Annotated in this window: 20 protein-coding genes; 14 read left to right on the top strand and 6 right to left on the bottom strand. The window is 56.9% G+C overall.

Annotated features, from left to right (window positions below; all coding sequences use genetic code 11):
* The first annotated feature begins 739 nt into the window (after positions 1-739).
* Both H6G52_RS05935 and hisA read left to right on the top strand, forming a co-directional pair.
* Positions 740-1762: a ribose-phosphate pyrophosphokinase gene (locus tag H6G52_RS05935; RefSeq protein WP_190356020.1), complete on the top strand. Its 1023-nt coding sequence runs from the start codon at positions 740-742 to the stop codon at positions 1760-1762.
* A 432-nt stretch (positions 1763-2194) separates the two neighbouring features.
* The gene (gene hisA / locus H6G52_RS05930; RefSeq protein ID WP_099532160.1) at positions 2195-2977 is read left to right on the top strand and encodes a 1-(5-phosphoribosyl)-5-[(5-phosphoribosylamino)methylideneamino]imidazole-4-carboxamide isomerase; all 783 of its coding nucleotides are present in this window, start codon (positions 2195-2197) and stop codon (positions 2975-2977) included.
* Between the two features lie 91 nt (positions 2978-3068).
* Here the strand turns inward: hisA and H6G52_RS05925 are convergent, their stop codons facing one another.
* From H6G52_RS05925 to H6G52_RS18725, 3 genes are all read right to left on the bottom strand, one after another.
* A complete protein-coding gene (locus H6G52_RS05925; RefSeq protein ID WP_242026225.1) occupies positions 3069-4388 on the bottom strand; it encodes a pitrilysin family protein in 1320 nt (439 codons plus the stop codon).
* A 46-nt stretch (positions 4389-4434) separates the two neighbouring features.
* A complete protein-coding gene (cphA, locus tag H6G52_RS05920) occupies positions 4435-7158 on the bottom strand; it encodes a cyanophycin synthetase (RefSeq protein ID WP_190527049.1) in 2724 nt (907 codons plus the stop codon).
* A 174-nt stretch (positions 7159-7332) separates the two neighbouring features.
* On the bottom strand, positions 7333-7467 hold the full coding sequence (locus tag H6G52_RS18725; RefSeq protein WP_255407483.1) for a hypothetical protein: 135 nt from the start codon (positions 7465-7467) through the stop codon (positions 7333-7335).
* Between the two features lie 350 nt (positions 7468-7817).
* Between H6G52_RS18725 and psbP the strand changes: the two genes are divergently transcribed.
* Together psbP and H6G52_RS05910 are read left to right on the top strand one after the other, a co-directional pair.
* Entirely contained in the window at positions 7818-8384 is a 567-nt protein-coding gene (gene psbP, locus H6G52_RS05915; RefSeq protein WP_190356022.1) for a photosystem II reaction center PsbP, read from the top strand.
* Positions 8385-8716: 332 nt separating this feature from the next.
* Complete coding sequence (locus H6G52_RS05910; RefSeq protein ID WP_190356024.1) at positions 8717-9376, top strand: nucleoside triphosphate pyrophosphatase; 660 nt, start codon at positions 8717-8719, stop codon at positions 9374-9376.
* 237 nt (positions 9377-9613) lie between these two features.
* Here H6G52_RS05910 and H6G52_RS05905 read toward each other — a convergent pair whose 3' ends face one another.
* Entirely contained in the window at positions 9614-9808 is a 195-nt protein-coding gene (locus tag H6G52_RS05905) for a hypothetical protein (RefSeq protein ID WP_190356025.1), read from the bottom strand.
* A gap of 151 nt (positions 9809-9959) precedes the next feature.
* On the opposite strand from H6G52_RS05905, the gene H6G52_RS05900 reads away from it, so the two are divergent.
* Together H6G52_RS05900 and H6G52_RS05895 are read left to right on the top strand one after the other, a co-directional pair.
* Positions 9960-11219, top strand: coding sequence for a sensor histidine kinase KdpD (locus tag H6G52_RS05900; protein ID WP_190527047.1), 1260 nt, complete (start codon positions 9960-9962; stop codon positions 11217-11219).
* Between the two features lie 510 nt (positions 11220-11729).
* Positions 11730-13253, top strand: coding sequence for a DnaJ domain-containing protein (locus H6G52_RS05895; protein ID WP_190527045.1), 1524 nt, complete (start codon positions 11730-11732; stop codon positions 13251-13253).
* A gap of 68 nt (positions 13254-13321) precedes the next feature.
* Here the strand turns inward: H6G52_RS05895 and recJ are convergent, their stop codons facing one another.
* Positions 13322-15691: a single-stranded-DNA-specific exonuclease RecJ gene (recJ, locus tag H6G52_RS05890; protein ID WP_190527043.1), complete on the bottom strand. Its 2370-nt coding sequence runs from the start codon at positions 15689-15691 to the stop codon at positions 13322-13324.
* A 90-nt stretch (positions 15692-15781) separates the two neighbouring features.
* The gene (locus H6G52_RS05885; protein WP_190527041.1) at positions 15782-16270 is read right to left on the bottom strand and encodes a flavin reductase family protein; all 489 of its coding nucleotides are present in this window, start codon (positions 16268-16270) and stop codon (positions 15782-15784) included.
* 318 nt (positions 16271-16588) lie between these two features.
* Here H6G52_RS05885 and H6G52_RS05880 point away from each other — a divergent pair, with 318 nt between their 5' ends.
* The 8 genes from H6G52_RS05880 to H6G52_RS05845 all read left to right on the top strand — a co-directional run bounded on the left by H6G52_RS05880 (position 16589) and on the right by H6G52_RS05845 (position 23840).
* Positions 16589-16987: a hypothetical protein gene (locus H6G52_RS05880; protein ID WP_242026224.1), complete on the top strand. Its 399-nt coding sequence runs from the start codon at positions 16589-16591 to the stop codon at positions 16985-16987.
* A 178-nt stretch (positions 16988-17165) separates the two neighbouring features.
* A complete protein-coding gene (locus H6G52_RS05875; RefSeq protein ID WP_099532152.1) occupies positions 17166-18677 on the top strand; it encodes an AAA family ATPase in 1512 nt (503 codons plus the stop codon).
* A 186-nt stretch (positions 18678-18863) separates the two neighbouring features.
* Positions 18864-19214, top strand: coding sequence for a DUF1257 domain-containing protein (locus tag H6G52_RS05870; protein WP_099532151.1), 351 nt, complete (start codon positions 18864-18866; stop codon positions 19212-19214).
* Positions 19215-19460: 246 nt separating this feature from the next.
* Positions 19461-19904 (top strand): hypothetical protein, encoded by a 444-nt coding sequence (locus H6G52_RS05865; protein WP_190527039.1) that lies wholly within the window; start codon positions 19461-19463, stop codon positions 19902-19904.
* A gap of 163 nt (positions 19905-20067) precedes the next feature.
* Entirely contained in the window at positions 20068-20829 is a 762-nt protein-coding gene (locus H6G52_RS05860; RefSeq protein WP_190527180.1) for a cytochrome c biogenesis protein CcdA, read from the top strand.
* Positions 20830-21007: 178 nt separating this feature from the next.
* Positions 21008-22408: a cytochrome c biogenesis protein gene (locus tag H6G52_RS05855; protein WP_370567677.1), complete on the top strand. Its 1401-nt coding sequence runs from the start codon at positions 21008-21010 to the stop codon at positions 22406-22408.
* A 184-nt stretch (positions 22409-22592) separates the two neighbouring features.
* Positions 22593-23090: a pentapeptide repeat-containing protein gene (locus H6G52_RS05850; RefSeq protein WP_190527035.1), complete on the top strand. Its 498-nt coding sequence runs from the start codon at positions 22593-22595 to the stop codon at positions 23088-23090.
* Positions 23091-23108: 18 nt separating this feature from the next.
* A complete protein-coding gene (locus H6G52_RS05845; RefSeq protein WP_234406581.1) occupies positions 23109-23840 on the top strand; it encodes an SIMPL domain-containing protein in 732 nt (243 codons plus the stop codon).
* Positions 23841-23863: the final 23 nt, after the last annotated feature.

Here is a 23863-nt window from a genome sequence, read left to right as displayed (position 1 = left end):
GATCGAACCATTAAAGGAGTCGGGTGATTTTGATTGTTCAGACGCAACCGGCGCTAAAACCAATTTATAGGGCTGAATGAACCGATCAGACTTGGGGCGATTAGCGGCATTGTCGTCACCCAACCCCCATTTCCCCTGATTATCCCAGGTCTGCGATCAATCAATCGCCCGGCACAACCGCCCAAGAAACTGGGCGGCGGTTGTTGGTTGAAGATCCATTGGGTTGGATCTCCATTGGCTAGCGATTCCGCTGAGTCCCTAGCCGCTTCCTTGGGGGTAGCAAGTTGAGCCGCATCTGCCGCCAGATGCAGCCTGGGCTTGTCCCGTTGCGATCGACTCGGGAACTGGCCAGAACTCGCGGTGGCCCGCACCACCAGTCAGGGTTTTGCCCATGTTGGGGGTTGGGCTGGGTGTTGAATTGCCCGTTTGGGCAACCCTCGGGACTCATCCTAGCCGATCGGGCTAGGGGATGGTCGATCGCCCCATTGAACTCGTTAAACTGCCCCCGTTTTCTGTCACAATTGCCGCCCGATCGTGCAAAGGTTTCTGACTGTTCCTGACCAGATTCCTGCAGCAGCAATTGCTCACGGATGTTATCTGATTCCCGTCGTCACGGAGCCTGATCAGCCGTCTGGTCAAGCCTTGACGACTACCCTTGGCGATCGGCTCACAACCACCCATGTCATTGAATGCGGGGACGCAAATCCAAAGAAAATTGGAAGGAAATGCTAAGATTGCCATGAACGCGCTTCGAGGGTCTGCCGTGATTTGCTCTGCGACTTCTCCGCTGCCGACTTCGCATCGCGAAGTGACGGAAAAGAGCCGACTTCGCATCTTCTCAGGATCGGCAAATGTCGCCTTGGCCGAAGAAGTTGCTGCATACCTGGGGTTACCGTTGGGACCAATGGTTCGCAAACGGTTCGCCGACGGTGAGCTTTATGTTCAAATTCAGGAGTCAATCCGGGGTTGTGATGTTTATCTGATCCAACCGGTTTGTCGCCCTGTGAATGACCATCTAATGGAATTGTTGATCATGGTGGATGCTTGCCGCCGGGCTTCGGCGCGCCAAGTCACCGCTGTGATTCCCTACTACGGCTATGCCAGGGCCGATCGCAAGACGGCCGGCCGGGAATCGATTACGGCCAAACTGGTGGCGAACCTGGTTGTGAAATCCGGAGCCGATCGGGTGTTGGCCATGGACTTGCATTCAGCGCAAATCCAAGGCTATTTCGATATTCCGCTCGATCATGTTTTTGGTGCGCCAGTCCTGATCGACTACCTCGAAAGCAAGAACCTGTCGGATATTGTCGTGGTGTCGCCCGATGTGGGAGGGGTGGCGCGGGCCCGGGCCTTTGCTAAGCGCCTGAACGATGCGCCCCTGGCGATCATTGACAAGCGCCGCCAAATGCACAATGTGGCGGAAGTGCTGAACGTCATTGGTGACGTGAAGGGCAAAACGGCCGTTTTGGTGGATGACATCATCGACACAGGCGGCACGCTCACGGAAGGGGCCCGGATGCTGCGTCGGGAAGGGGCACGCCAGGTTTATGCCTGTGCCACCCATGCGGTGTTGTCTCCTCCGGCGATCGAGCGCTTGTCCAGTGGGTTATTTGAAGAGGTGATTGTCACCAACACGATTCCCATGATGGATCACCACCATTTTGACCAGCTCACGGTTTTGTCGGTGGCGAATGTGCTGGGCGAAACCATTTGGCGCATCCACGAAGACACGTCAGTTAGCAGCATGTTTATCAATGACTAATATCCATGATTCAAGGATGCGCCTGCGGAGCTAGCTGACTGGGGCTGAGATTCACTGATGGATGGTGGAGGGAGCGAGTTCGTTCGGAAGGTGGCTTCTGGCCATTGCTCCCGCAAGGACAAAATTCCTAAGCATTGTCCTAAAACTCAAGGGTGACGGACGATCGACCGAGAAACCCAACGGGGGCGTTCACGGTCGATCGTTTGTTTTCGCTGGCTTTTCGGAATTACCATTCAGAATTGCCATTGGGTGCGATCGAGCGCGGTTAAGCGTAATTGGGTGCGATCTCGACAACCTGAAACTGTTGATTAACCCATTTCGATGCAGGGGGCCATCCAAAACCTGGCTAATGCCCTATGTTGCGAATTACAGCCTTCAGGTAGATTGATTGGGATTTTCGATTTTGTATTTTCTGAAGGATGAGGATTAGCCATGGATATTTTTCCGGCGATCGATCTGTTGGGTGGACGTTGTGTCCGGCTCTTTCAAGGTGACTACGATCGCGCGGAAACCTTTGGTGATGATCCGGTGATGGTTGCCCAGCGGTGGATGACGGCGGGGGCCAGTTGGTTGCACCTGGTTGACTTGGATGGGGCCAAAACGGGAGAACCCGTGAATCTCCAGGCGATCGCGGCCATTACCCAACAACTGGGCGATCGCCCAATCCAGATTCAAGTGGGAGGCGGCATCCGAACCCGCGATCGCGCGGCCCGCCTGTTTGAGCTAGGGATCACCAGAGCGATTGTGGGAACCGTGGCCGTGGAACAGCCGGACGAAGTGGCCGCCTGGTGCGCGGAATTTCCCGGGCGGATCGTAATTGGCATTGATGCCCGCAATGGCTGGGTTGCAACCCGGGGTTGGCTGGAAACCTCCGAAGTGCGGGCGGTGGAATTGGCCCAGCGCGTTCAGGACTGGGGCGCGGCGGCCATTGTTTACACGGATATTCACCGGGATGGCACTTTGGCAGGCCCCAACAAGGAAGCCCTGCGCGAGCTGGCGGAAGGGATTTCCATTCCCGTGATTGCCTCCGGGGGGATCAGTTCCGTCACCGATTTATTGGGGCTGCTGGCCCTGGAGCCGGTGGGAGTCACGGGGGCGATTGTCGGTCGCGCCCTCTACACCGGCAACGTGGATCTCAAGGAGGCCATCCAGGCGGTGGGCCCGGGCCGAATTCAAGATCTCCCCCTGAATTTTGGTCAGGAGGCGATCGGGTAACTCAGCCATTGAGGCAGCCCCGAAATCCAATGCGATTGAGGCGGCCAGCGGCCATCCGCAGCGATCGCCCAATCCTCGTTGATCCTTAGCCCTAACCCTGAGCAGCAGCGGGGCGCAGAATCACCAACCCATAGGCCTGGGGATTCAAATATTGCTGGGCGGCCCGCTGCAAATCTTCTGGAGTCAGGCAACGGACAGCATCGGGATATCGCAGGGCCGCATCCACATTGCCCACCAAGGTTTGGTAGTAGCCATAGAGGTTCGATCGATTCGCGGGGGTTTCATTGCCAAACACAAACCCATTAGCCACCCGCGCCCGCACCCGATCGACCTCCGCCATGCTCACCGGTTCCGAACCAATACGCGCCATGTGATCCTGCAAGCGGGCTTCCAGCTCTGGCAAATGCTCCGGCTCACAATGGGCGGCCAAATAAAACGTTCCTTGGGCACGGTAGGTCAAATTGGTGGCTGAAACCTTGGACACCAATCGCCGCTCTTCCCGCAAGTCCCGCACCAGGCGCGAGGTGCGGCCATGGCCCAACACCGCCGCCAACACATCCAGCGGATAGGTTTCCCGCAAGTCCTGTAGCCCCGGAACGCGCCAGAGCATGATCAGGCGGGCCTGTTGCAACGATGGGTCAATGATTTCCCGGCGTTCAACGCGATCAAACGGCAACTCTGGAATTAACGATGGCGTGGCCACCGGCAAACCCGACCAGTCCCGATCGCGCCAGGCCTCGTTGAAGCCGGTTTCCAAAATCTCGAATAGCTGCTCCGGCGGCAAATTACCCACCGCCACGGCCGTCACCGACTGCGGGCGATAGTGGCGATCATGGAAGTCCCGCATCTGCTGCACATCCAAGTGGGCAATCACTTCCGTGGGGCCCAACACCGGCCGGTTATAGGGCAAGGTCTCAAAGGCCAGGTTCATCACCGCTTGGAAGGTGCGACGGCGGGGATTGTCTTGGCTACGGCGAATTTCTTCGAGCACCACATGGCGCTCCCGGTCAAATTCCGCGGCCGGCAACTGGGGCCGCAATGCCACGTCAAATTGCAAAGGAGCCAGGGCCGCAAAATCCTGGGGAGCGGCGGTCAAATAAAACTGGGTGTAGTCTTGGCTGGTGGCGGCGTTGGTGACCGCTCCGCAAGCTTCAATCCGCTGTTCAAATTCCCCGAGGGCGAGCCGATCGCTCCCTTTAAACACCATGTGCTCCAAAAAGTGGGCCATGCCATTAATGGGTTCAGGTTCGATCGCTGAACCAGCATTGACCCACAAACTGAGATTGACCGCCTCAACGGGCATCTGCTCCACAATCGCGAGTGCACCACAGTCTAACCGCCGAATTAACGGCCCAGTACGGACGGTTTCGATCGGCGGCAGGGCCGGGGCAAACAAGCTTGGCGACATCATTGGCTCAGCTCGCGGAAAGGTAGGATTTAGTTAGACCGCTATTAGCCTAGACCGATTTCACCTCACTGTGCTGGCTGGTGCGGTTACTAGCGGGATCGGCGATCGGGGTTTTGGGGGTGGGCGTTGTTTTCGTGGTCTCCCGAGGGCCGCGGGCCTCAATCAGGTCAATGGCGCGGCTGACACTTTCCGGGAAAACCACCACTAACCCGCCATCCACCGCCCGATCGAGGGCCGTATTCACCGCCGTGGTTTCATCCAGGATGGTTTCAAACCGGCGAACCCGCGCGATCCCTTCTTGGCGAGCGGCAGTGATGCCCGCTTCGATTTGGCGAGCGGCGCTGCCCCGGGCCCGGCCGCGATTGTCGTCATCTTCCTTGATCAGAATTTCATCAAACATTTGGGCCGCCAGCTTGCCCAGCAATTGGAAGTCCTCATCACGGCGATCGCCCGGGCCACCGACCACACCCACCTTGGTGCCGGGCCAGTTTTGGACAAACACGCCCACTGCTTCATAGCCAGCGGGATTGTGAGCGTAGTCCACTAGGGCATGGTAGCGACCCAAATCAAACAGATTCATTCGCCCCGGGGTCTGCTTGGCACTGGACGTGAAGGTCATTAGGGCCTGACGAATTGCTTCAATGCGCACCCCTTGGGCAAAGGCGGCCAAACTGGCGGCCAGGGCATTGGCAATTTGGAAAGCGGCCTTTCCGCCCAGGGTGAGGGGAATGTTTTCGGCTCGATCGATCCGCAGGGTCCAATCGCCTTTGAGAATCGACAGGTAGCCGTTTTCATAAACAGCGGCCAAGCCTCCCTGTCGGGCATGTTCCCGCACGATCGGGTTCTCCGGGTTCATGGAGAAATAGGTGACTTGGGCCAACACATGCTCCGCCATGGCCGCCACCAGGGGATCATCCGCATTGAGCACCGCATAGCCATCGGGGGCCGCGGCTTCCGCCACCACCGCTTTCACGCGGGCCATTTGCTCGATCGTGTCGATGTCCCCCAGCCCCAGGTGGTCAGCGGCCACATTCAGCACCACGCCCACATCGCAGCGATCGAACGCCAAGCCCGATCGCAAAATGCCTCCCCGAGCCGTTTCCAGAATGGCCACTTCCACGGTCGGGTCTTGCAGGATCAGGTTGGCACTTTGGGGGCCGGTGTTGTCCCCGGGTTCCACCATATATTCCCCAATGTAAGTGCCGTCGGTGGTCGTGTAGCCCACCACTTGTCCCGTTTGGCGATAGATATGGGCAATCAGGCGAGTGGTGGTGGTTTTGCCGTTGGTACCGGTCACCGACACGATCGGCACATGGGCCGGCGACCCGGGCGGAAACAGCATATCCAGCACCGGTTCCGCCACGTTGCGGGGAATGCCTTCACTGGGCTGCACATGCATCCGGAAGCCCGGCGCAGCGTTCACTTCAATCACCACACCCCCGTTTTCGCGCAGGGGGCGGGAAATATCGGGCGTAACAATATCAATCCCGGCAATGTCCAAGCCAATGATTTTGACCACCCGTTGGGCTAACCAAATGTTTTCCGGGTGAATTTCATCGGTGCGATCGATGGCAATGCCGCCGGTACTCAGGTTCGCCGTGCCTCGCAGATAGCAAATTTCGCCCCGATCGAGCACGGTATCGAGGGTCAGGCTTTGCCGTTCCAGCATTTGCTCCAAGGGGCGATCGATCGTGATTTTGGTGAGCACATTATCGTGGCCACTGCCCCGGCGCGGATCGCGATTGGTTTCGTCAATCAACGCCTGAATGGTCGATCGCCCATCTCCAATCACCCGAGCCGGTACGCGCTCCGCCACGGCCACCACCTGACCATTGACCACCAACACCCGGTGGTCATTCCCCTTATAAAACCGCTCCACCAAAATCGTCTGGGACTTGGAATCGGCCATGGCCATTTCGTAGGCTTCTTCCGCCGCTTCCCAAGATTCAATGTCCAGGGTGATCCCTCGGCCATGGTTGCCGTCCAAGGGCTTGATCGCGATCGGGTAGCCACCGACCTCCTCGATCGCATCCTGTAGCTCGTCTAGGTATCGAACCGTTGTCCCCCGAGGAACCGGCACGCCCGCATCGGCCAAAACCCGCTTGGTGCCGTCCTTGTCGCAGGCCAACTCCACCGCCAAAATTCCCGTGCGATCGCTCAGGGTCGCTTGCACCCGCTTTTGGCGAACCCCATACCCCAACTGAATCAGGGAGCGTGCCGCCAACTGCCGCCAAGGAATTCCCCGGCGCTCTGCCTCGCGCACCAGGGATTCCGTGCTGGGGCCAAGGGCTTCCTCTGCCCGAATTTCCTCCAGATCCTGCAAGTCTTGCTCCAGCTCAGCCCGGGGATAGCTGCCCGAGTCCACAATGCTGCGGCACAGACGCACGGCCGCTCGGGCCGCATACCGCCCGGCCCGCTCGTTTTCATACTCGATCGCCACCAAATAAACCCCTGGCTCTGAGGTTTCGCGCGTGCGCCCAAACCCCACGGGCATCTGCGTCAATTCCTGAAGTTCCAGGGCCACATGCTCCACGATGTGCCCCATCATCGTGCCTTCGCGCACCCGCTCCAGAAAACCACCCCGCTTGCCCCGCGAGCAGTGATGCTCCATTAAGCTGGGCAGGGCTTCCACCAGTCCTTCGTAGAACCCCGGAATCTCGTTGGAGGGGCGATCAGCCAAGTCCGCCAAATCCAAACGCAAAACGACAAGCTTATGGCGGCGAATGCTCCAATAATTGGGGCCGCGGAGCGTCTGGACTTTCAGGATCTTCATCGGAGGCAGTGTTGAGGAAGGTTCAAAAAGAACGGGGAGATGCGTGACCCAACCGTCATCTAACGAGTCAGCGACACCGAAGGATTAGCTTAGTCTCAGTGCTGACGATGATACTGAACTGTTCCTGAGGAACAATTTTTTCAGAATTCTTAGCTGTCAGGTTAGCCGCTTGGTTCACAAACAGCAACAGAGGCCAAGGGGAATGGACGGGGATTGATCGCCCAAAATGGCCAAGGTGTTGTCTAGTGGGAGATAGACCCGATCGGCAAAGCCTTGGGGCCGCCCTGTGATCACGCCCTTGCGAGCCATATTGGCGATCGAGCGGGTCTCCGAATGGGGATCAAAAGAAATCTGGAAGAATGGGCGGCGTGATCCGGATTCGCCGGTTCCCGAGCTGGGTCTGGATCGGCCGGGGCCGGGGCGGTTTAAGATGAAATCGCGTTGGATTGCTCGCTAGCCAACCCGCTAGGCGGCATCTGAAATTATTAGTGATGCGGGTCAGTGATGCGGGTCGTTGTGATTGTCGCGATCATAACGATGCTGTCGATCATCAACAACTAATCCCGCGTGTAATCTAATCCCGCGTGTCATCCCTCGTGATTGAGGACGCAGCAGTCCTTCATGCTCCGTTTTGCAACGCCCGATCGAACTCGAAACCCATGCAATTTTCGTCCCTGAACCGCTCCACTTGGAAACGCCTCGCGATCGCGTTGTTGCTGACGGTTGTGGTGGCGCTGCAAGCCTGCGCCGCTCCGGCCAGCGGCTTGAAGGCCTACATTGATGCCACCAAAGGCTATCGATTCCTGTACCCGATCGGGTGGGTGGCCGTCAAAGTGGCCGGCGGGCCCGATGTGGTCTTCCATGACCTGATTCAAGAAACCGAAAACGTCAGCGTTGTGATCAATCCTGTTCCCAGCGGCAAAGCCCTGCCCGATTTGGGAACTCCCAGCGAAGTGGGTTATCGCCTCTCTAAGAGTGCGATCGCCCCGCCCGGCTCCGGACGCACCGCCGAACTGGTGAACGCCGAGTCCCGAGAAGCCAACGGCAAAACCTACTACTTGCTGGAATATGCCGTGAAGCTGCCTAACCAAGAGCGCCACAACCTGGCCAGCGTTGCCGTCAGCCGTGGCCAGCTCTACACCTTGAACATTTCCGCCTCCGAAGGGCGTTGGGACAAGGTGAAAGACATGTTTGAAACGGTTGTTCGATCGTTCTCCGTAGACTAGGCAACTTGGCCTCAACTGGGGCGACAGCGACAACCAACGGGCGATCGGCCACACTCAGGCGATCAATATCGATGGCGAAGTGGCGATCGAACATCAATGGCAGTCAACTGGATAGCGCTGGGTAGCGATCGATCGCTACCGCGTCAATCATTCAGACAGGGCAATGGCAAGGCTGTTGCCCTGTTTCCTTGGTAGGGTCTGGACAATCCTGACCAAGGCCAACCGCCACCCTTTCACCCGAACTTCCGCCGCTTCCTCATCCGTGGATTCACCCCCGATTCACCCCCGTCAACCCCATTCCCTAACCTTTCGATTACTAACTGACCAAGACTATGCCTAACCCCTTGCAACTGGTGTTAGCTTCCGCCTCTCCTGCTCGCCGCAAACTCCTCCAGATGGCAGGCATTCCCCCGATCGTTTGTCCCAGTGACTTCGATGAGGATTCCGTCACCGTCTTTGATCCAGGACAACTGGTGCAAGTGCTGGCCCAGGGCAAGGCACGGGTGATTGTCAATCGGCTGCGGCAGGAGCCGGCCCTGCGGCAGGCCCTATTGGGATCCCATGAACTGGGCAGCTCGATCGTGGTTTTGGGTTGCGATTCCGTGCTGTTGGTGAATGGGGAAGTCTATGGCAAGCCCGACTCACCCGCCGAGGCCATGGAGCGCTGGCAACAAATGCGGGGGAAAATTGGTGATCTGTACACGGGCCATGTGCTGATTGATTTGGCGAGCGATCGGGAGTTGATCCAGTCCGCCACCACCCGTGTTCATTTCGCAACCCCCACCGATGCCGAAATTGCGGCCTACATCGCCACGGGCGAACCCATGCAATGCGCCGGGTGTTTTGCCCTCGAAGGTCGCGGCGGCCTGTTTGTGGAGAAAATCGAAGGCTGCCACATGAATGTGATTGGCCTCAGCCTGCCGCTCTTGCGTCGCATGTTAGGGGAGTTGGGATACGACGTAACGCAACTTTGGCAAACCCCAGCCCTTTAAAGACAAACTGGAATCGCTGGCGGCTGCGTCGGCCCCTGAAATGGGGGCCGGCTTTGATCTTGGGCCCATTGTGCCAGATTCAGATCCAGTCCCGATCCAGTCCATACCCAGTCAATTTCCATCAATTCCAGCAACCCACTCCAGAATTTCAGCCTGAAATTCAGCCTCAGCGGTGGATCTTGGCATTCAGGAGCATTTTTAGCCTTTCTGTCGCTCAATCCACTGGTGACACGGGAGCTAAGGGCGGTACGATTGAAATTTAGGGGCAACAAGCATCAACTTTTCAGTTTTGATCGACATCACCGGCCGGCGATCAAAACGGAAAAATTGCGACCTATCCAAACCAACTTCGTGCAAAGTAAACAGAGCCGGATTGGTCATTTTGTTTAATGGTGCGGTAGTTTCTGCCAGCGCTGCGATCGGGATTTTCACGACTGTTTTGCAGCGCTTCAACTGGTCTGAATCCCACCAGCAAGTTGATAATTAAAATCTGGCATTTACGGAAGCGAAGTTTCGATGTTTAGGGGGATGGGGTTGCATCGCCAGCCATCGATCGCCGCCGACGAGGTTTAAGCATGTGTTCATGAATTTTTCCAATTCGGCCAGTGTGCCCAATCGCCCACCCACAGCTTCCGGCTCCAGCCACGAATCGGTTCCTTCCGAGTCACAGTCTCTGATTGTGGCGCTGGTTGGAGGCAATGAGACTTCAGAACGCCTGATTTGGGAATCTCTAATTCAGGAGTCTGGCCATGTGTTGTTTGATCACTGGACGATCGACTCTTTAGCCCAATTGCGATCCCAAACGGATCCACCCCTGCGTGAGCTGGCTAAGGTGGAACTGTTGGTGCTGTTGGTGATGCCGGAAACGGTGAAGCCAATGCTGGCACTAGTGGATTGGCTATATCGCCAATCGGGGCTGCCCTCTTTGGTGGTGGTGATGCGTCCCCTGCCCTCCTCGATCGCGCCGTTGGTTTCAGCCCTCACCCATGGCGGCATTTGGGGCGTGGTGGGGTTGCCTTGGACTCCCGAGCAAGGGCGGGCCATGCTCGATGCGGTGAGCAGCCGATGCTTGGCCGATCGCGAAGCCCGGCGCTGTCAGGTGTCGCTGGAACAGCAATTGATCGATCGCAACCAACTAGCCGCGATCGCCCTCCATGACTCCCGCAGCGCGATCGGAGCCATTCAATCCTATGCCCAACTCATGGATCGGTTTTGGGATCATTGGCCCGCCGAACAACAGCGAGCCTACCTGAAGCGGATCGGTTGTTTAGCGGAAAAAACCCTTTCGGAATTTAACGATCTCACGGTCTTAATTGAGGCTGATTCCGGCCGATTGCGGTTTGAACCTGCCTGGTTAGATGTCTCTGCCTTGCTGAGGGAGGTGGTCGATCGTTGCCAACAAATTGCACCCGCCCTGTGTCACATCACGATCCACGATCGCCTAGATCATTCTCAAATTTGGGCCGATGCTCGCCTATTTCGGCTGATTACCAACAACCTCTTGGACAATGCCGTCAAATACTCACCGAATGGCGGCACGATCGAGGTCTTTCTATCGGAACAAAGTAACTTCCTACTCCTACAAGTTCGCGACCATGGCATCGGCATTTGTAGCGCCGATCAGGAACGGATTTTTCAACAATTTACCAGAGGATCCAACGTCGCTGACATTCCCGGCACTGGATTGGGTTTAGCCATCATTGCCCAGTGCGTTCAATTGCATCACGGCAAAATTGAACTCGATAGCGAATTACAGCAAGGCAGCCTATTCACCGTTTGGCTACCGATGATTGCACTAGGTTCTACCAATCATCACGCTGCTTCCGGCTTTGCGGATGGCTAGCCCACGCTTACCGTTTCAACCCAAGTTCGTTGCAAATTTTGCAAGTGCCCGTTTTCAATTTCGCCAACGCTTGATGAACTCAAGTCATTAGCGCTAGTACCCAAATCTCAAAAGTTGTTGCCTTTTAACTACATATTCTCTGGTGAATTATTCAAGCTTTTATAAGCCAGAGAATTTTTCAAATTAAGTTCAAAGGCAACGACTTTAGAGGGTAGTTCGAGAAGAAGCACGATCCAGATTAAAAATCAGATCAACCATAATTGAGTGGCAATTCATTCATGCCAGATTAAAAATCAGTTCAACCATAGCTGGATAACAATTTATGAATAATCTTAATGACTGATTTGATCAAAAATCAATCGAACTTGATTGATTAGTACCGTATTTTTACTGAACTTCTATTAGCTGATCAGATCAGGCATTCAGATCAGTTGATGAAAGCTCCTTGAATACTTGAAGTTGATTGATAATCGCCTTACGATCATCAACACCAGATGAGGTGGTCGCTGCGTGTCTCAACTGACTCTGACTCAGTGCTATCAATTACTAGAAGTTCAGGCTGATGCATCAATCGAAGCAGTCAAGTTAGCCTATCGCCAATTAGCCAAAGTTTGGCATCCCGATCGATTTACTGAGGATCCGGAGCTATGCAAGATCGCAGAAGCAAAACTCAAGCAAATTAATGCAGCTTATCGGCAAATCAAGGAACACCTGACCCAAATCGGCACTCAACCCGTAACCAACCAGCCTTCACAACCGCCGTCACCCGCCACAACCCAAGGCACAACAGCCAGGGCTAATCGTGTTCGGGTCTCATCCCGGCCTGGGCCTGCCCGATCGCCTGCTCAAATTTTTTATGGCTATGCGATCGACTGCATGGCACGAGGGAGCTACACGGCGGCCCAAAACTATCTGAACGACGCAATTCGCCTAGAGCCGGACTACTTAGCAGCCTATGAGTTGCGCTATGAAGTGGCTAGGCGCAAGGGGTCTGATTATCTGGCTCGACAAGATTGGCAAAAAATTCAGGAACTGCAACGGAATCGAAAGGCACGCCAAAAGTCTAGTGCGCGCCCTCCTGCGCCACCGGCCACCAACACCCCCGAATCCATGGTGGATCGCTTCAGCGCCGTGCGCGGGCCAATCTTGAACCATCAGGGCCCGGTCATCGCCATGGTCTTCGAAGCTTCGGGATTACGGCTAGGAACAATCGGCCATGATCGATGGCTGCAACTACAGGGCCTTGATGCTGCGGCAAATGGACCACAATCACGGCAATTTGAGGGAGAACTAACGGCGCTGGCGGCGAGTCGGGATGGGTATCTGTGGGCGATCGGTTCCGCCAATGGTGTGATTTGGATTTGGGATGGTCGGCGGCAACGGGTGGGGGCAACACTGGATGAACGGTGGTTAAACTTCGGGGCTGGGATTAACGCTTTGAGGTTTGCACCTGACGGGTTTGGATTGTGGAGTGTTGATACCCAAGGAACGATTTGCCATTGGGACTTGAAAGCGGGGCGATCAACTTTGCGGTGGTCAGCCACCGAGCAACAGTGCTCTGCGGAAGTACACGCACCGCAAGGATCCGACTTGAACGCTGTGATTAGTGCCTGCGGTCGATCAGCATTATTGGGCGGGCAGTCCTGCGGGCTACAGTTGCTGGATTTACAACAGTCCAAAATTCAGCGGCGATGGTCACTCTCACAGCCGGTGAATGCTCTGGCTTGGAGTCCTGATCGACGGGCGATCGCCCTAGCCCAAGGAGCAACGATTCAACTATCCCTGGCCTCCCCCAAACCCACTACCCAATTGTTACGGGGCCATCAAGGGCCAGTGCGAGCGATCGCGTTTGCTCCCCATAACACTTGGTTCCTCAGCACAGGGGATGATTGCACGCTTCAGTTTTGGAACCTATCGACCGATCGCCTGCTAAAAACCCTGAGTTTGCCAGCGCCTGGCCGGGCAGTGGTCACCGATGGCAAACGGATCTTCTGTGGCTTGGAAACGGGAGCTGTCATGCTTATTGGAGAGTAGGGTTTGCAACTGGCTGAACTCCCACTTTTCTCCCTTCGCGATTGTTGCGATCATGCGATCAAGGGTGATCAATGGGGTTGGAGGCGCGGATCCAGATCCTGAAGTGCTGCTGGGGGCATGGTGGCGAAATATTGATGGTGAAAGCGCTCTTCTTGAACGATCGCCCAAAATTGTGCGATCGCCCGCGATCGGGTGGTCGCTTCAGTTTCCATCGCATCCAAGGCTTGGGGTTGAAACCTCAGGTGGCCATCCTGCTCCATTGGGTTCAGGCCGATCGCCGCCAGGGCATTGAGGCCGAGTTCAATTGCCTGGGGGCTGAGGGCTAATCGTGCTGATAAGACTGCTCGATCGACGGGTTGGCCGGTGCGGCTGAGATATTTCGCCATTCCCAAAAGGGTTTGCCAGGTGCGATCGGGACTGGGTTCCAAAATTGGCTGATAGGTCAGGGCGATCGGGCGTTGATCGTCTAGGGCTTGGCGGGCGATTTGCTGCCAGTCTTCCCAACGGGTGGGACATTGATCAACCCACAACATTGCGGTGGGCGATGACAATTCGGCGGCAGGTAACCCTTGCCGATAATCCCAAACGGGAATCGTACCAGCGAGATCGCGCACCAAGGGGCGATCGGCTGGGCGCACTGCCAAGGGCCGCAATTGATAGCACTTATCGCGGGCATTGAAATCCAACTCCGCCACCAAGTCACAGGAACCCTTGGGAATGGCTTCCGGCAAACAGTCCCACCAAATGCCCGGGAAAGGTTCGGTAGCCGAATCATCTTGAATTTCAAAGCGGGTGTAGAGATACCGCAATTTTTGGGATCCCAGGTGCAGGCGGCGGACTTGCAGGTTTTGGAACCGAACTTGCCGAATCAGCAAACGCGGAGCCGGGTTTCCCATGCCGCAAGGTTCCAGCCACTTCAGGGCTTGAAACAGGGCCCGTCCCCGATCGAGCAACAGGTCTGCCACGGTGACGGTCAAATCGGCCGTGATGGGCTGGGGCGATCGGGCTGGGCAGCGTTGACGCACTTCCCGTTCCAGGGCTTGGGTAAACAAATCCAGATTGGCCACCGGCAAAGCCAACCCCGCTGCCAGGGGATGGCCCCCAAATCGATCGAGCAAATGGGTTTGTTGCTTCAGGACTTCATAAAAATCCAGACCCGGGAGCGATCGAGCGGATCCCTTCGCCATGTCGCCTTCCAGGGTCAGCAACACCACGGGGCGGTTAAATTCCTGCACCAGTTGACCCGCCACTAGCCCCAAAACGCCCAAGGGCCAACCCGCTTCCGCCAACACAATCACGGCGGTGGTAGACCAATCGGCGGCGGCCAGGCGCGATCGGGCCCGCCACAGCACATCGTTTTGCAGGGCTTTGCGGCGACTGTTGGCCGCTTCCACTTGGTCAGCTAATTGGCGACACCGATCGCGATCGCGACTGGTCAGCAGTTCAATGCAAAAGTGAGCATCGCCATAGATGCGGCTGGCCGCATTGATGCGCGGCCCCAGGCCAAAGGCAATATCAGAGGGGCGATCGCCCGTTTTCTTGCATCGCTCCAGCAACAGTTGCAATCCGGGGCGATCGGTTTTTTGGAGATGCTGCAATCCCACTTGGGCCAAGTACCGAGCATCGCCCCGCAGTTCCACCAAATCCGCAATTAGCCCGATCGCCACCAGATCCAGCAAGGCCGCGAGGGGCTGTTGGGGAACCGTGGGCAAGGCTTGGTAAAGGGCTTCCACCAATTTGTAGGCCACGGCCACACCCGAAAGACTGGCCAAGGGCGAATCGATCGGGAGTGCGCGCGGGTTCACCAACGCCACCAAGTCCGGCCGTTGGTCGGGCAAGCTGTGGTGATCGGTCACAATCACTTCCAAGCCCAAATCCCGCGCGATCGCCAACTCCGCCAGGTTGGTGCTGCCCGTGTCGCAGGTCACGATCAGTTGCCAACCGGCCGCTGCCAGGGCCGCCAACCCCGATCGGGATAACCCGTGGGACTCTTTGAGGCGATCGGGCACAAAATAAGTGAGCCGATCGCCCTGGGGAAAAAACTGCCCCAACCCATCCCAGAGCACCGCCGTGGCCGTCACGCCATCCGCATCAAAATCTCCCCAAATGGCCACCCGATCGCCCCGTTCATGGGCCAACACCAACCGCGCGATCGCCTGGGCCATTTCGGAGCCAAACCCCTCCGGCCCCGTGGGTTGATAGTGCTCCGCCGAGAGCCACCCGGCCAAGGTGCGCGGATCACGCCAACCCCGTTCCCACAACACTTGGGCCAGCCACCGGGCCCGATCGCCTTGCGGTGAACGACTTTCTTTGAGATCCGCCGCCTTCGGGTTGCCCACCTGCACCGCATCCAGGCGATCGAGCATTGATTGCACCGCCGCCACCCAGTCCACCGGGGGAGGTTCGATCGGGAATTGCCAAGCCGCTTCAATATCCATGGGCAAAATCCATGGGTTAACTACAACGGGCCAACTGAAACAAGCTGACGAAACCAGCCAATTTCAGCCAGGAAGTTAACCAAGCCACACCTAGCCGCCGTAGTTCCAGCCGGTGCTTTCTAGGGTGAGGGCTTCCCCTTCCCGATGGATGCCTGCGCCAATCACTTCGCCCACAAAAACCGTGTGATCACCATGGGCGATCGAGCCAACCACCTTGCATTCCACATAGCCCAGGGAGTCAGGCAAGATTGGGCAGCCCGTCGCTTCGCCCAAGTAGAACTCGATGTCTTCAAACTTGTTGCCCACCCGGCGACGGGGCTTAAAAAATTGAGCCGCCAAATCCTTTTGGCCCGCTTCCAACACCGTCAGCGCAAACACGCCGCTCGCTTCAATCATGGCGTGGGAACCAGATTCCCGATTCACACAGTTCACCAGCAAAGGCGGCTTAAACGAGCCTTGCATGACCCAACTGGCCGTAAAGGCGTTCACATCTTCGCCCGCCTCATCCCGCACGCCACAAACATAGATGCCGTGGGGAATTTTCCGGAGCATGGTCTTTTTGGCTTGTTCATCGAGCATGGTGCGAACTCCTCGATCGGGTGAATAGGCGGGGCAACTAACGGCCACGAATGTCAATCACGAATGCCAATTGCGGATGTCAATGATCGATCGCGTCGCCGTTTGCAAATCCCTTGCTGAGTGTATCGCAGCCGATCGCCCTCAAAGTTCCACCCAATCACCGATTAACCCGTTTTAGCGCCGTGAATTGAGCCATGAAGGCTTGGATTTTTGTAAAGAAAGATTACGAAAAAGACAGCAAGACGGCTTTCTGTCTTGACAGACTAGCGTTGCCCCGATACCTTAACATTCATACCCGGGTAATTCATTTGTAGTTATATGCAAGACAAACAGGACAAGCAAAAAGTCACGCTCTACTTCCCCCAACAGTTGCATCGTCAACTCAAAATCCGGGCGGCAGTTGAGTCGGAACCCATGTCCGCAATTGTCGAAAGGGCCGTGGCTTTTTACCTCGAACACCCTGAGGTAATTGACGAGCACAGCGAACCCTACGGGCGTACCCACCGGGTCTATAGCTGCCCTGTCTGTCAAACCTCCACAGTCCTGCGTGACGGTGAATTGGTTGGTCTTGGAAGCCAGCCTGGCATTCTTGCCGAAGATACGCTGTCGATCGAACGGGCCCTGACGGTTCGGGCTGGTGCTCCGGAGTCCGCTGAGGAGGAAGCTCCCAGTAGCGACACGGACGATTCCAACAGCGAAAGCCTTGTACCTTGCTGAAGCAACTGCCAAATGGCTTCAGTTCCGGTTGCGGGTTAGCCCCTTAAGGATTTCGCTCAGGACTCGCTAGATACTTACTAATCACTTTGGCTAATCACGTTGGGCTAGATGGAGAGCAATTTCCAGTCTCTGAGCTAGTCCGTCGCATGTCCAACTCAAGCGGAATGGGTCGAGGGTTATGCAAGAGCAACTAAGCGTCCTGGTCAGAGCGCAATATCCGCTGGTTTACCTCCTAACCTATGAAGAGGAACGCGCTGAACAGGCGATCGCCCGCCTTGCCCAATCCAAAACGCAACCCCGCCGTCTGTTTGTTTGGACGGTGACCCATGGGGTGGTGGAATATGGCCAACCCCGCACGGTGACGCAACACAACACCGTTTCGCCGGAAGCCGCGATCGAGTGGATTGTGCGCCAACGCGACCCCGGGATCTATATCCTCAAAGACTTCCATCCCTACATCGACTCACCAGGGGTGAAGCGCTGGCTGCGAGACGCGATCGCCCAGTTTAAGGGGATGCAGAAAACGATCGTGTTGATGTCGCCGGTTCAAGAAATCCCGATCGAGCTTGAAAAAGAAGTCGTGGTGTTGGATTTCCCCCTGCCCACCCTGAACGAACTCGATCAGGTGTTGGGTGAACAACTCGAAGAGACCCGATCGCGCCCTCTCAGCCCGATCGCCCGTGAGAAACTGCTCAAAGCAGCCCTCGGTCTCACCCGTGACGAAGCCGAAAAGGTCTACCGCAAAGCCCATGTGAGCACCGGCAAGCTCACCGAATCGGAAGTCGAAATCGTCCTGTCCGAAAAGCAGCAGTTGATTCGTCGCAACGGCATTTTGGAGTACATGGACGAAGACGAGACGATCGAATCGGTCGGCGGTCTCGAAGAGCTAAAACGGTGGCTGACCCAGCGCTCCAACGCCTTCACCGAGCGGGCCCGCGAATACGGATTGCCCCAACCGAAGGGAATGCTGATTTTGGGTGTGCCCGGTTGCGGTAAGTCTCTGATTGCCAAAACCACCTCCCGGCTGTGGGGTTTGCCCCTGCTGCGCCTGGATATGGGGCGGATCTACGACGGCTCCACCGTGGGGCGATCGGAAAAGAACCTGCGGATGGTGCTCAAAACCGCCGAGTCGATTTCCCCCGTCATCCTGTTCATTGATGAACTGGACAAAGCCTTCGCCGGTTCCGCCGGTTCCGCCGACTCCGATGGAGGAACTTCCAGCCGCATCTTTGGCTCCTTTCTGACCTGGATGCAGGAAAAAACTTCCCCGGTGTTTGTGATGGCGACGGCCAACCGGGTCGATCGGCTCCCCGGCGAGTTCCTGCGCAAAGGCCGGTTTGACGAAATCTTCTTCGTCGATTTGCCCACCCAGGACGAACGGAGCGAAATCTTCCAAATCCACCTCGAAAAGCGGCGTTCTGAAATCTCCCGCTTTGATTTGGATCAACTTGCCAAAGTTTCCGATGGTTTCTCCGGCGCAGAAATCGAACAGGCCATCTTCGCGGCCATGTACGAAGCCTTTGCCCAAGATCGCGAGTTTACCCAACTCGACATCATCGCAGCGATCAAGGCAACCCTGCCGCTGTCGAGAACCATGACCGAGCAGGTAACGGCATTGCGCGACTGGGCCCGCCAGCGTGCCCGTCCTGCCGCCGCTGCTGTCGCGGACTACATCCGCCAGGAGTGGTGACCCCCAAGCTTTCTCCCGTCTCCCAACGGGAGGAGGGCTAGCCCCCAGTTCCAACCCGTTCAGCATCTGGAACCCCGGTTGGCTAGCGCATTGAAACCAAGCATCGAAGCCTCCCAACTTCGTGCTTGCCATTGAACCCCTAGTTGTTGTCGTTCACGCAATTTCCATCCACAGGAGGAAACCCTCATGTCTCACTTCAGCACCCTGCGCACCAAGATTACTGATGTGGAAATCCTGCGCCAATCCCTGTGCGACCTGGGCATTCAGACCAAAACCAGCGCCGATGTGCGTGGCTATAACGGCCAACGGGTTCGCGCTGATCTGGTTGCGATCCTGGAAGGGGAATATGACCTGGGCTGGTCGCGCAATGCTGACGGCTCCTACGATCTGATTGCGGATCTGTGGGGTGTGGCGAAGAAGCACAACCAAACGGAGCTGATCAATTCGATCAACCAAAAATATGCGGTGAATAAGACGCTGGCGGAGGTGAAGCGTCCTGGGCTGCAAAATGCCAATGTGAAATTGGTGGTTCAGTAGCAACCGCTTTGTCTGCGCGTTCCTAAGCTTGCTGGCTGGTCGGGTTACCCGGCCAGCCTATTTTATTGGTTGATTGCTGTTTATTGGTTGCTGTTTATTGGTTGGTATTGGCTGTTTTTTTCGATTGTTATTGGTTAATTGTTATTGATTGATTACTGATTTTTGTAATTGGGTGCTATTTGGTTTTTGGGTTCATTGCGATTGGTTGCTGTTGATTAGTTGATTACTTTTTTTGGGTCTTAGTGGATGCGATCCTTTCCTCGGCTGAATTTGCGGCCCGTGATGATGCACCCGATCGCGCGGCGGGGCATGACGGTGGCTCACTGGATTTTGGCGATCGCCCCAATCAGCTTACTGATCACCGGAGCGGGGGCCTGCCTCCAAGCCACCCGAATTTTAGGAAAAGTGCCACAGCCTTGGATCAATGACCCTTATCTGTTTGGTCACAACGACGCGGCTTATCAAGCTTGGTTGCAGGCAGCAAGCTTGGCCCTGGGGTTTACCGTTCTGAGCCTGATTCCTTGGTTTGTGCTGACGGCAGTGGCGATTTTTGCCCATTGGCGCTACTGGGCCAAAACAGAGTCCAGAGGGGCGGTGGGCTACCGGTTGTTGCCGATCGGGCTGTATCTGCTGAGTTGGGTGGTGTTGATTTGGGAACCGGTGGGATTGATAGATTGGTTGCTGGACTAGCTAGCGAAGCCGTTGATTAACCCGAGCGGTGGGCAACTGGGGCGATCGGCAATTTCCATCCACCCCCTAAAATTAATCCTGTAAACCATAGGGCTATGCCATGGGGCCATGCCATTGGGCCAGGGCAAACCAGCCAGTTCCTGAACAAGTAGGGCGATCGCAGGTGTGGGAATCAGTACAAACGGGTTTATATCACCTGGCACAGTGGGCCACGGCGTTGGTGGAAGCACAGTTGGCTCATCCCAGTTTGGGGAGTGCGCTGGTAACGCTTGGGGCGGGCCTGCTCACCAGCTTGACCCCCTGTATGTTGTCGATGTTGCCGATCGCGGTGGGCTATCTCGGGGGGTATGACACCTCAGGCGAGTCGGAACCTGCCGATGGGCGATCGCGCTGGGCGGCAGCGGTGCAATCCCTCTGGTTTGCCCTGGGCTTGGCCACCACCTTGGCGGTGATGGGAGTGGCGGCGGCCTGGTTTGGTCGGGTTTATGGCCAGGTGGGTTGGGGCTTGCCGTTGCTGGTGAGCGGGGTGGCGATCGTGATGGGGCTGAATCTGCTGGAGGTGTTGCCCTTTCAGTTTCCATCCCTGGGACAATTGATTCCTGTGCCGACGGGGGTTCCCCGATCGCTGCGATCCTACTTGGTGGGGCTAACGTTTGGGCTGGCGGCTTCCCCTTGCAGCACGCCTGTTTTAGCGGCACTGTTAGCATGGGTTTCGGCCACTCGCGACCCGATCGCGGGTGGGGGTCTGTTGTTGGCCTATGCGATCGGCTATGTGTCGCCGTTGGTGTTGGTGGGCACGTTTGCCGCCTCTTTGAAGAGCTTGTTGGCGCTGCGGAGTCGATCGGGCTGGATTGTGCCCACCAGTGGCGCGTTATTGGTGGGATTCGGCGTATTTTCGCTGCTCAGTCGGTTGCCGATCAGCTAGGGTGAATAGCCAACGGATTGCCAGTCAACGGATTGCCAGCCCCATGAGACGCTAGGGAATTAGGGTCAAAAACACAGCGCTAATCATGCGCTAATCATCAGGATCGGCACACTAGGGCGAATTAAGGGAAGACCAAAGTACTGAGGTCAGGGCAAAAACCATGGATGCAAATGACGGATTGCAGCAAACTCCCCTGGATGGGGCGATCGGGCGGAGCTGGTGGCGCGCAGGGGTGCGCATCATTGCTGACCTGCGGTTAGCGATCGTCCTGTTATTGGTGATTGCAGTGGCCAGCATCACTGGCACGGTCATTGAGCAGGGCCAGGGCTTAGAGTTCTATCAAGCAAACTATCCAGAGGATCCGGCCCTGTTTGGCTTCCTGAGCTGGAAAGTGCTGCTGGCCTTGGGGCTGAACACCGTCTATCGCACCTGGTGGTACTTGGGGCTGTTGGTGCTGTTTGGCACGAGCTTGGCCGCCTGCACTGCCCTGCGCCAATGGCCAGCCCTAAAAGCTGCCCAACATTGGAGTTATTACCGGGCCCCCAGACAGTTTGAGAAATTGGCCCTCAGTGCCCGGTTGGACTTGGGGGAAGCCAGCAGCGCGATCGCCCCGGCCACTCCTCTCTTGCAAGCCAAAGGTTACCGAGTTTTTGCGGAAGGCAGCAGCTTGTATGCACGCAAGGGGATTGTGGGCCGCATTGGGCCGATTATTGTCCATGCGGGGATGTTGATTGTGTTATTGGGCGGCATTATTGGTGCGCTCACTGGTTTCATTGCCCAAGAAATGATTCCCAGCGGCCAAACGTTTCAGGTCACCAATATTATTGACGGCGGCCCTTTGGCGGCGGGTAATGTGCCCCGAGATTGGTCTGTGAAGGTTAATCGCTTCTGGATTGAATATTTACCGGACGGCAACATCGACCAGTTTTATTCAGATTTGTCGGTGTTGGATCAAGCGGGTCAAGAGCGCGATCGACAAACTATTTTTGTGAATCAACCCCTGCGCTACCGAGGGGTGACCATGTACCAAACCGACTGGGGCATCGCAGCGGTGAAGGTACGCATCAACAACAGTCCATCGATTCAGCTACCCATGGGCAAGCTGAACCTGCCGGGCGCGGGCCGGATTTGGGGCACTTGGGTTCCCACCAAACCGGACTTGAGCGAGGGGGTTTCGCTGCTGGCGCGAGATTTGCAAGGGGCGGTGCTGATCTATGACGCGACGGGCCGCCCGATCGCCACCACGCGGGTGGGCCGATCGACCCCAATTACCCTGGGCGATCGTACCCTCACCTTGGCCGTGGATGACTTGATTGGCAGCACGGGGCTACAGATCAAGGCGGATCCCAGCATCCCGATCGTCTACTTGGGCTTTGGATTGCTGATGGTGGGCGTGGTGATGAGCTATTTTTCCCACTCACAAATCTGGCTGTTGCAAGAGGGTCGATCGCTCTATGTGGGTGGTCGCACCAATCGGGCCCAGGTGACCTTTGAGCGGGAAATGCTGGAGGCGATCGCGCAATTGCAAGCCACTGTCCCGATCGCCTCACCCCCAACGCCTGCCGCGACGGAAACCTAAACGATCGTCTTGAATTCTGCAAAATTCAGTTTGCCAAATTCGCAGATTGCTATCGATGGCTAAATCCTAAGATTCATCTCCGATCACGGAGGGATCAGGGCGATCGCGCTAGGCTCAGAGTAAAGGTTCTTGCCCCCGGCTCACCATTGCCAGAACCCATTCCACGGGGCAAGCAGGAGGAGTGATGACCGATCGGCATCTGCGTTGGCTTAGTGGTGTCGTCTTGGCAGCGGCGCTCCTCGGTGCGGTAGGTTCGCGGGCGGCGGCGGAGCCCGCTGCAACCACGGCTCCCACTGACCTCAAAGAACTTTTGGCAACGGGCCTCTGTGGTGGTTGTAATTTAGCGGCGACCAACTTGGCGGGGCAAAACCTGCAAGGAGCACACCTGATTGGGGCTGACTTGCGCCATGCCAATTTGCGGGGGGCTGATTTAACCAACGCTAACTTGGAAGGGGCCGATCTGACCGGTGCTGACCTAACAGACGCTAATTTAACCGGCACATTCTTAACCAATGCCATCCTGACCCAAGCGAGGCTCGATCGGGTAAACCTCACAGCCGCCACCCTCAATGACGTGGACGTGACCGGCGCGTCGATGCTGGACTTAACCCTCACAGGCGCGACGATTCAGGACACGGCGATCGGGGTTGGCGGCGACGAACCCATTGAACCCCATCCCTAGGGATGGCTAACCCTTGCCATGATGCGCTTGCTGAATTCCCACAGATCTCCCCGCCTTGAAACAGCCGTTGGTTTGCGCTTGGGGGCGATCGGGCTGGGCATGATTGTGGCGATCGCCGCTGCTCTGCCTGCCCAAGCCCAAGAGCGGCTCAATCGAATCCTGTCCGTTACGGGCCGAGGCAGTGAACTGGTCAGCGCCAGCACTGCCCGCGTGAGCCTGGGGGTGGAAGCCCGGGCCGCCACCGCCGAAGCGGCCCAAGCGGAAATGGCCAAGCGATCGAGCGCGGTGGTGGCGCTGCTGCGGGGTCGCAATGTCCAAAAGCTGCAAACCACGGGCGTTTATCTCAGCCCCTATTACGACAACAACAGCAAACCCGTGGGCTTTGTGGCCACCAACACGGTCAGCTTTGAAATTGCCGCCACCGAATCCGGAGCGCTCATGGATGCGGCCGTGAAAGCGGGAGCCACCCGTGTGGATGGGGTGCAGTTCACGATCGATGATGCCACCAACAACGCGGCCCGCAATCGGGCCCTGGCAGCAGCAACCCGTGATGCCCAAGCCCAGGCCGATGCGGTTTTGGCAACCTTGGGGCTAACTCGGCAGGAAGTGATGGGCATTCAGGTAGAGGGAGCGATGATGTCGATCCCCAGCCCCATGCTGCGAGGCGTGGCCGACTCCGCCGCCAGCACCCCCGTGGTGGCCGGTGAGCAGACGATCCAAGCCACGGTTACTTTGCACATTCGGTACTAGCTCGGCCCTCGCCACGGGGGGCT

The organism is Limnothrix sp. FACHB-881, from assembly GCF_014698135.1.
Lineage (GTDB): Bacteria > Cyanobacteriota > Cyanobacteriia > CACIAM-69d > CACIAM-69d > CACIAM-69d.
Note: the sequence above shows the minus strand (reverse complement) of the source record. Positions and strands in the feature narration are given on the sequence as shown.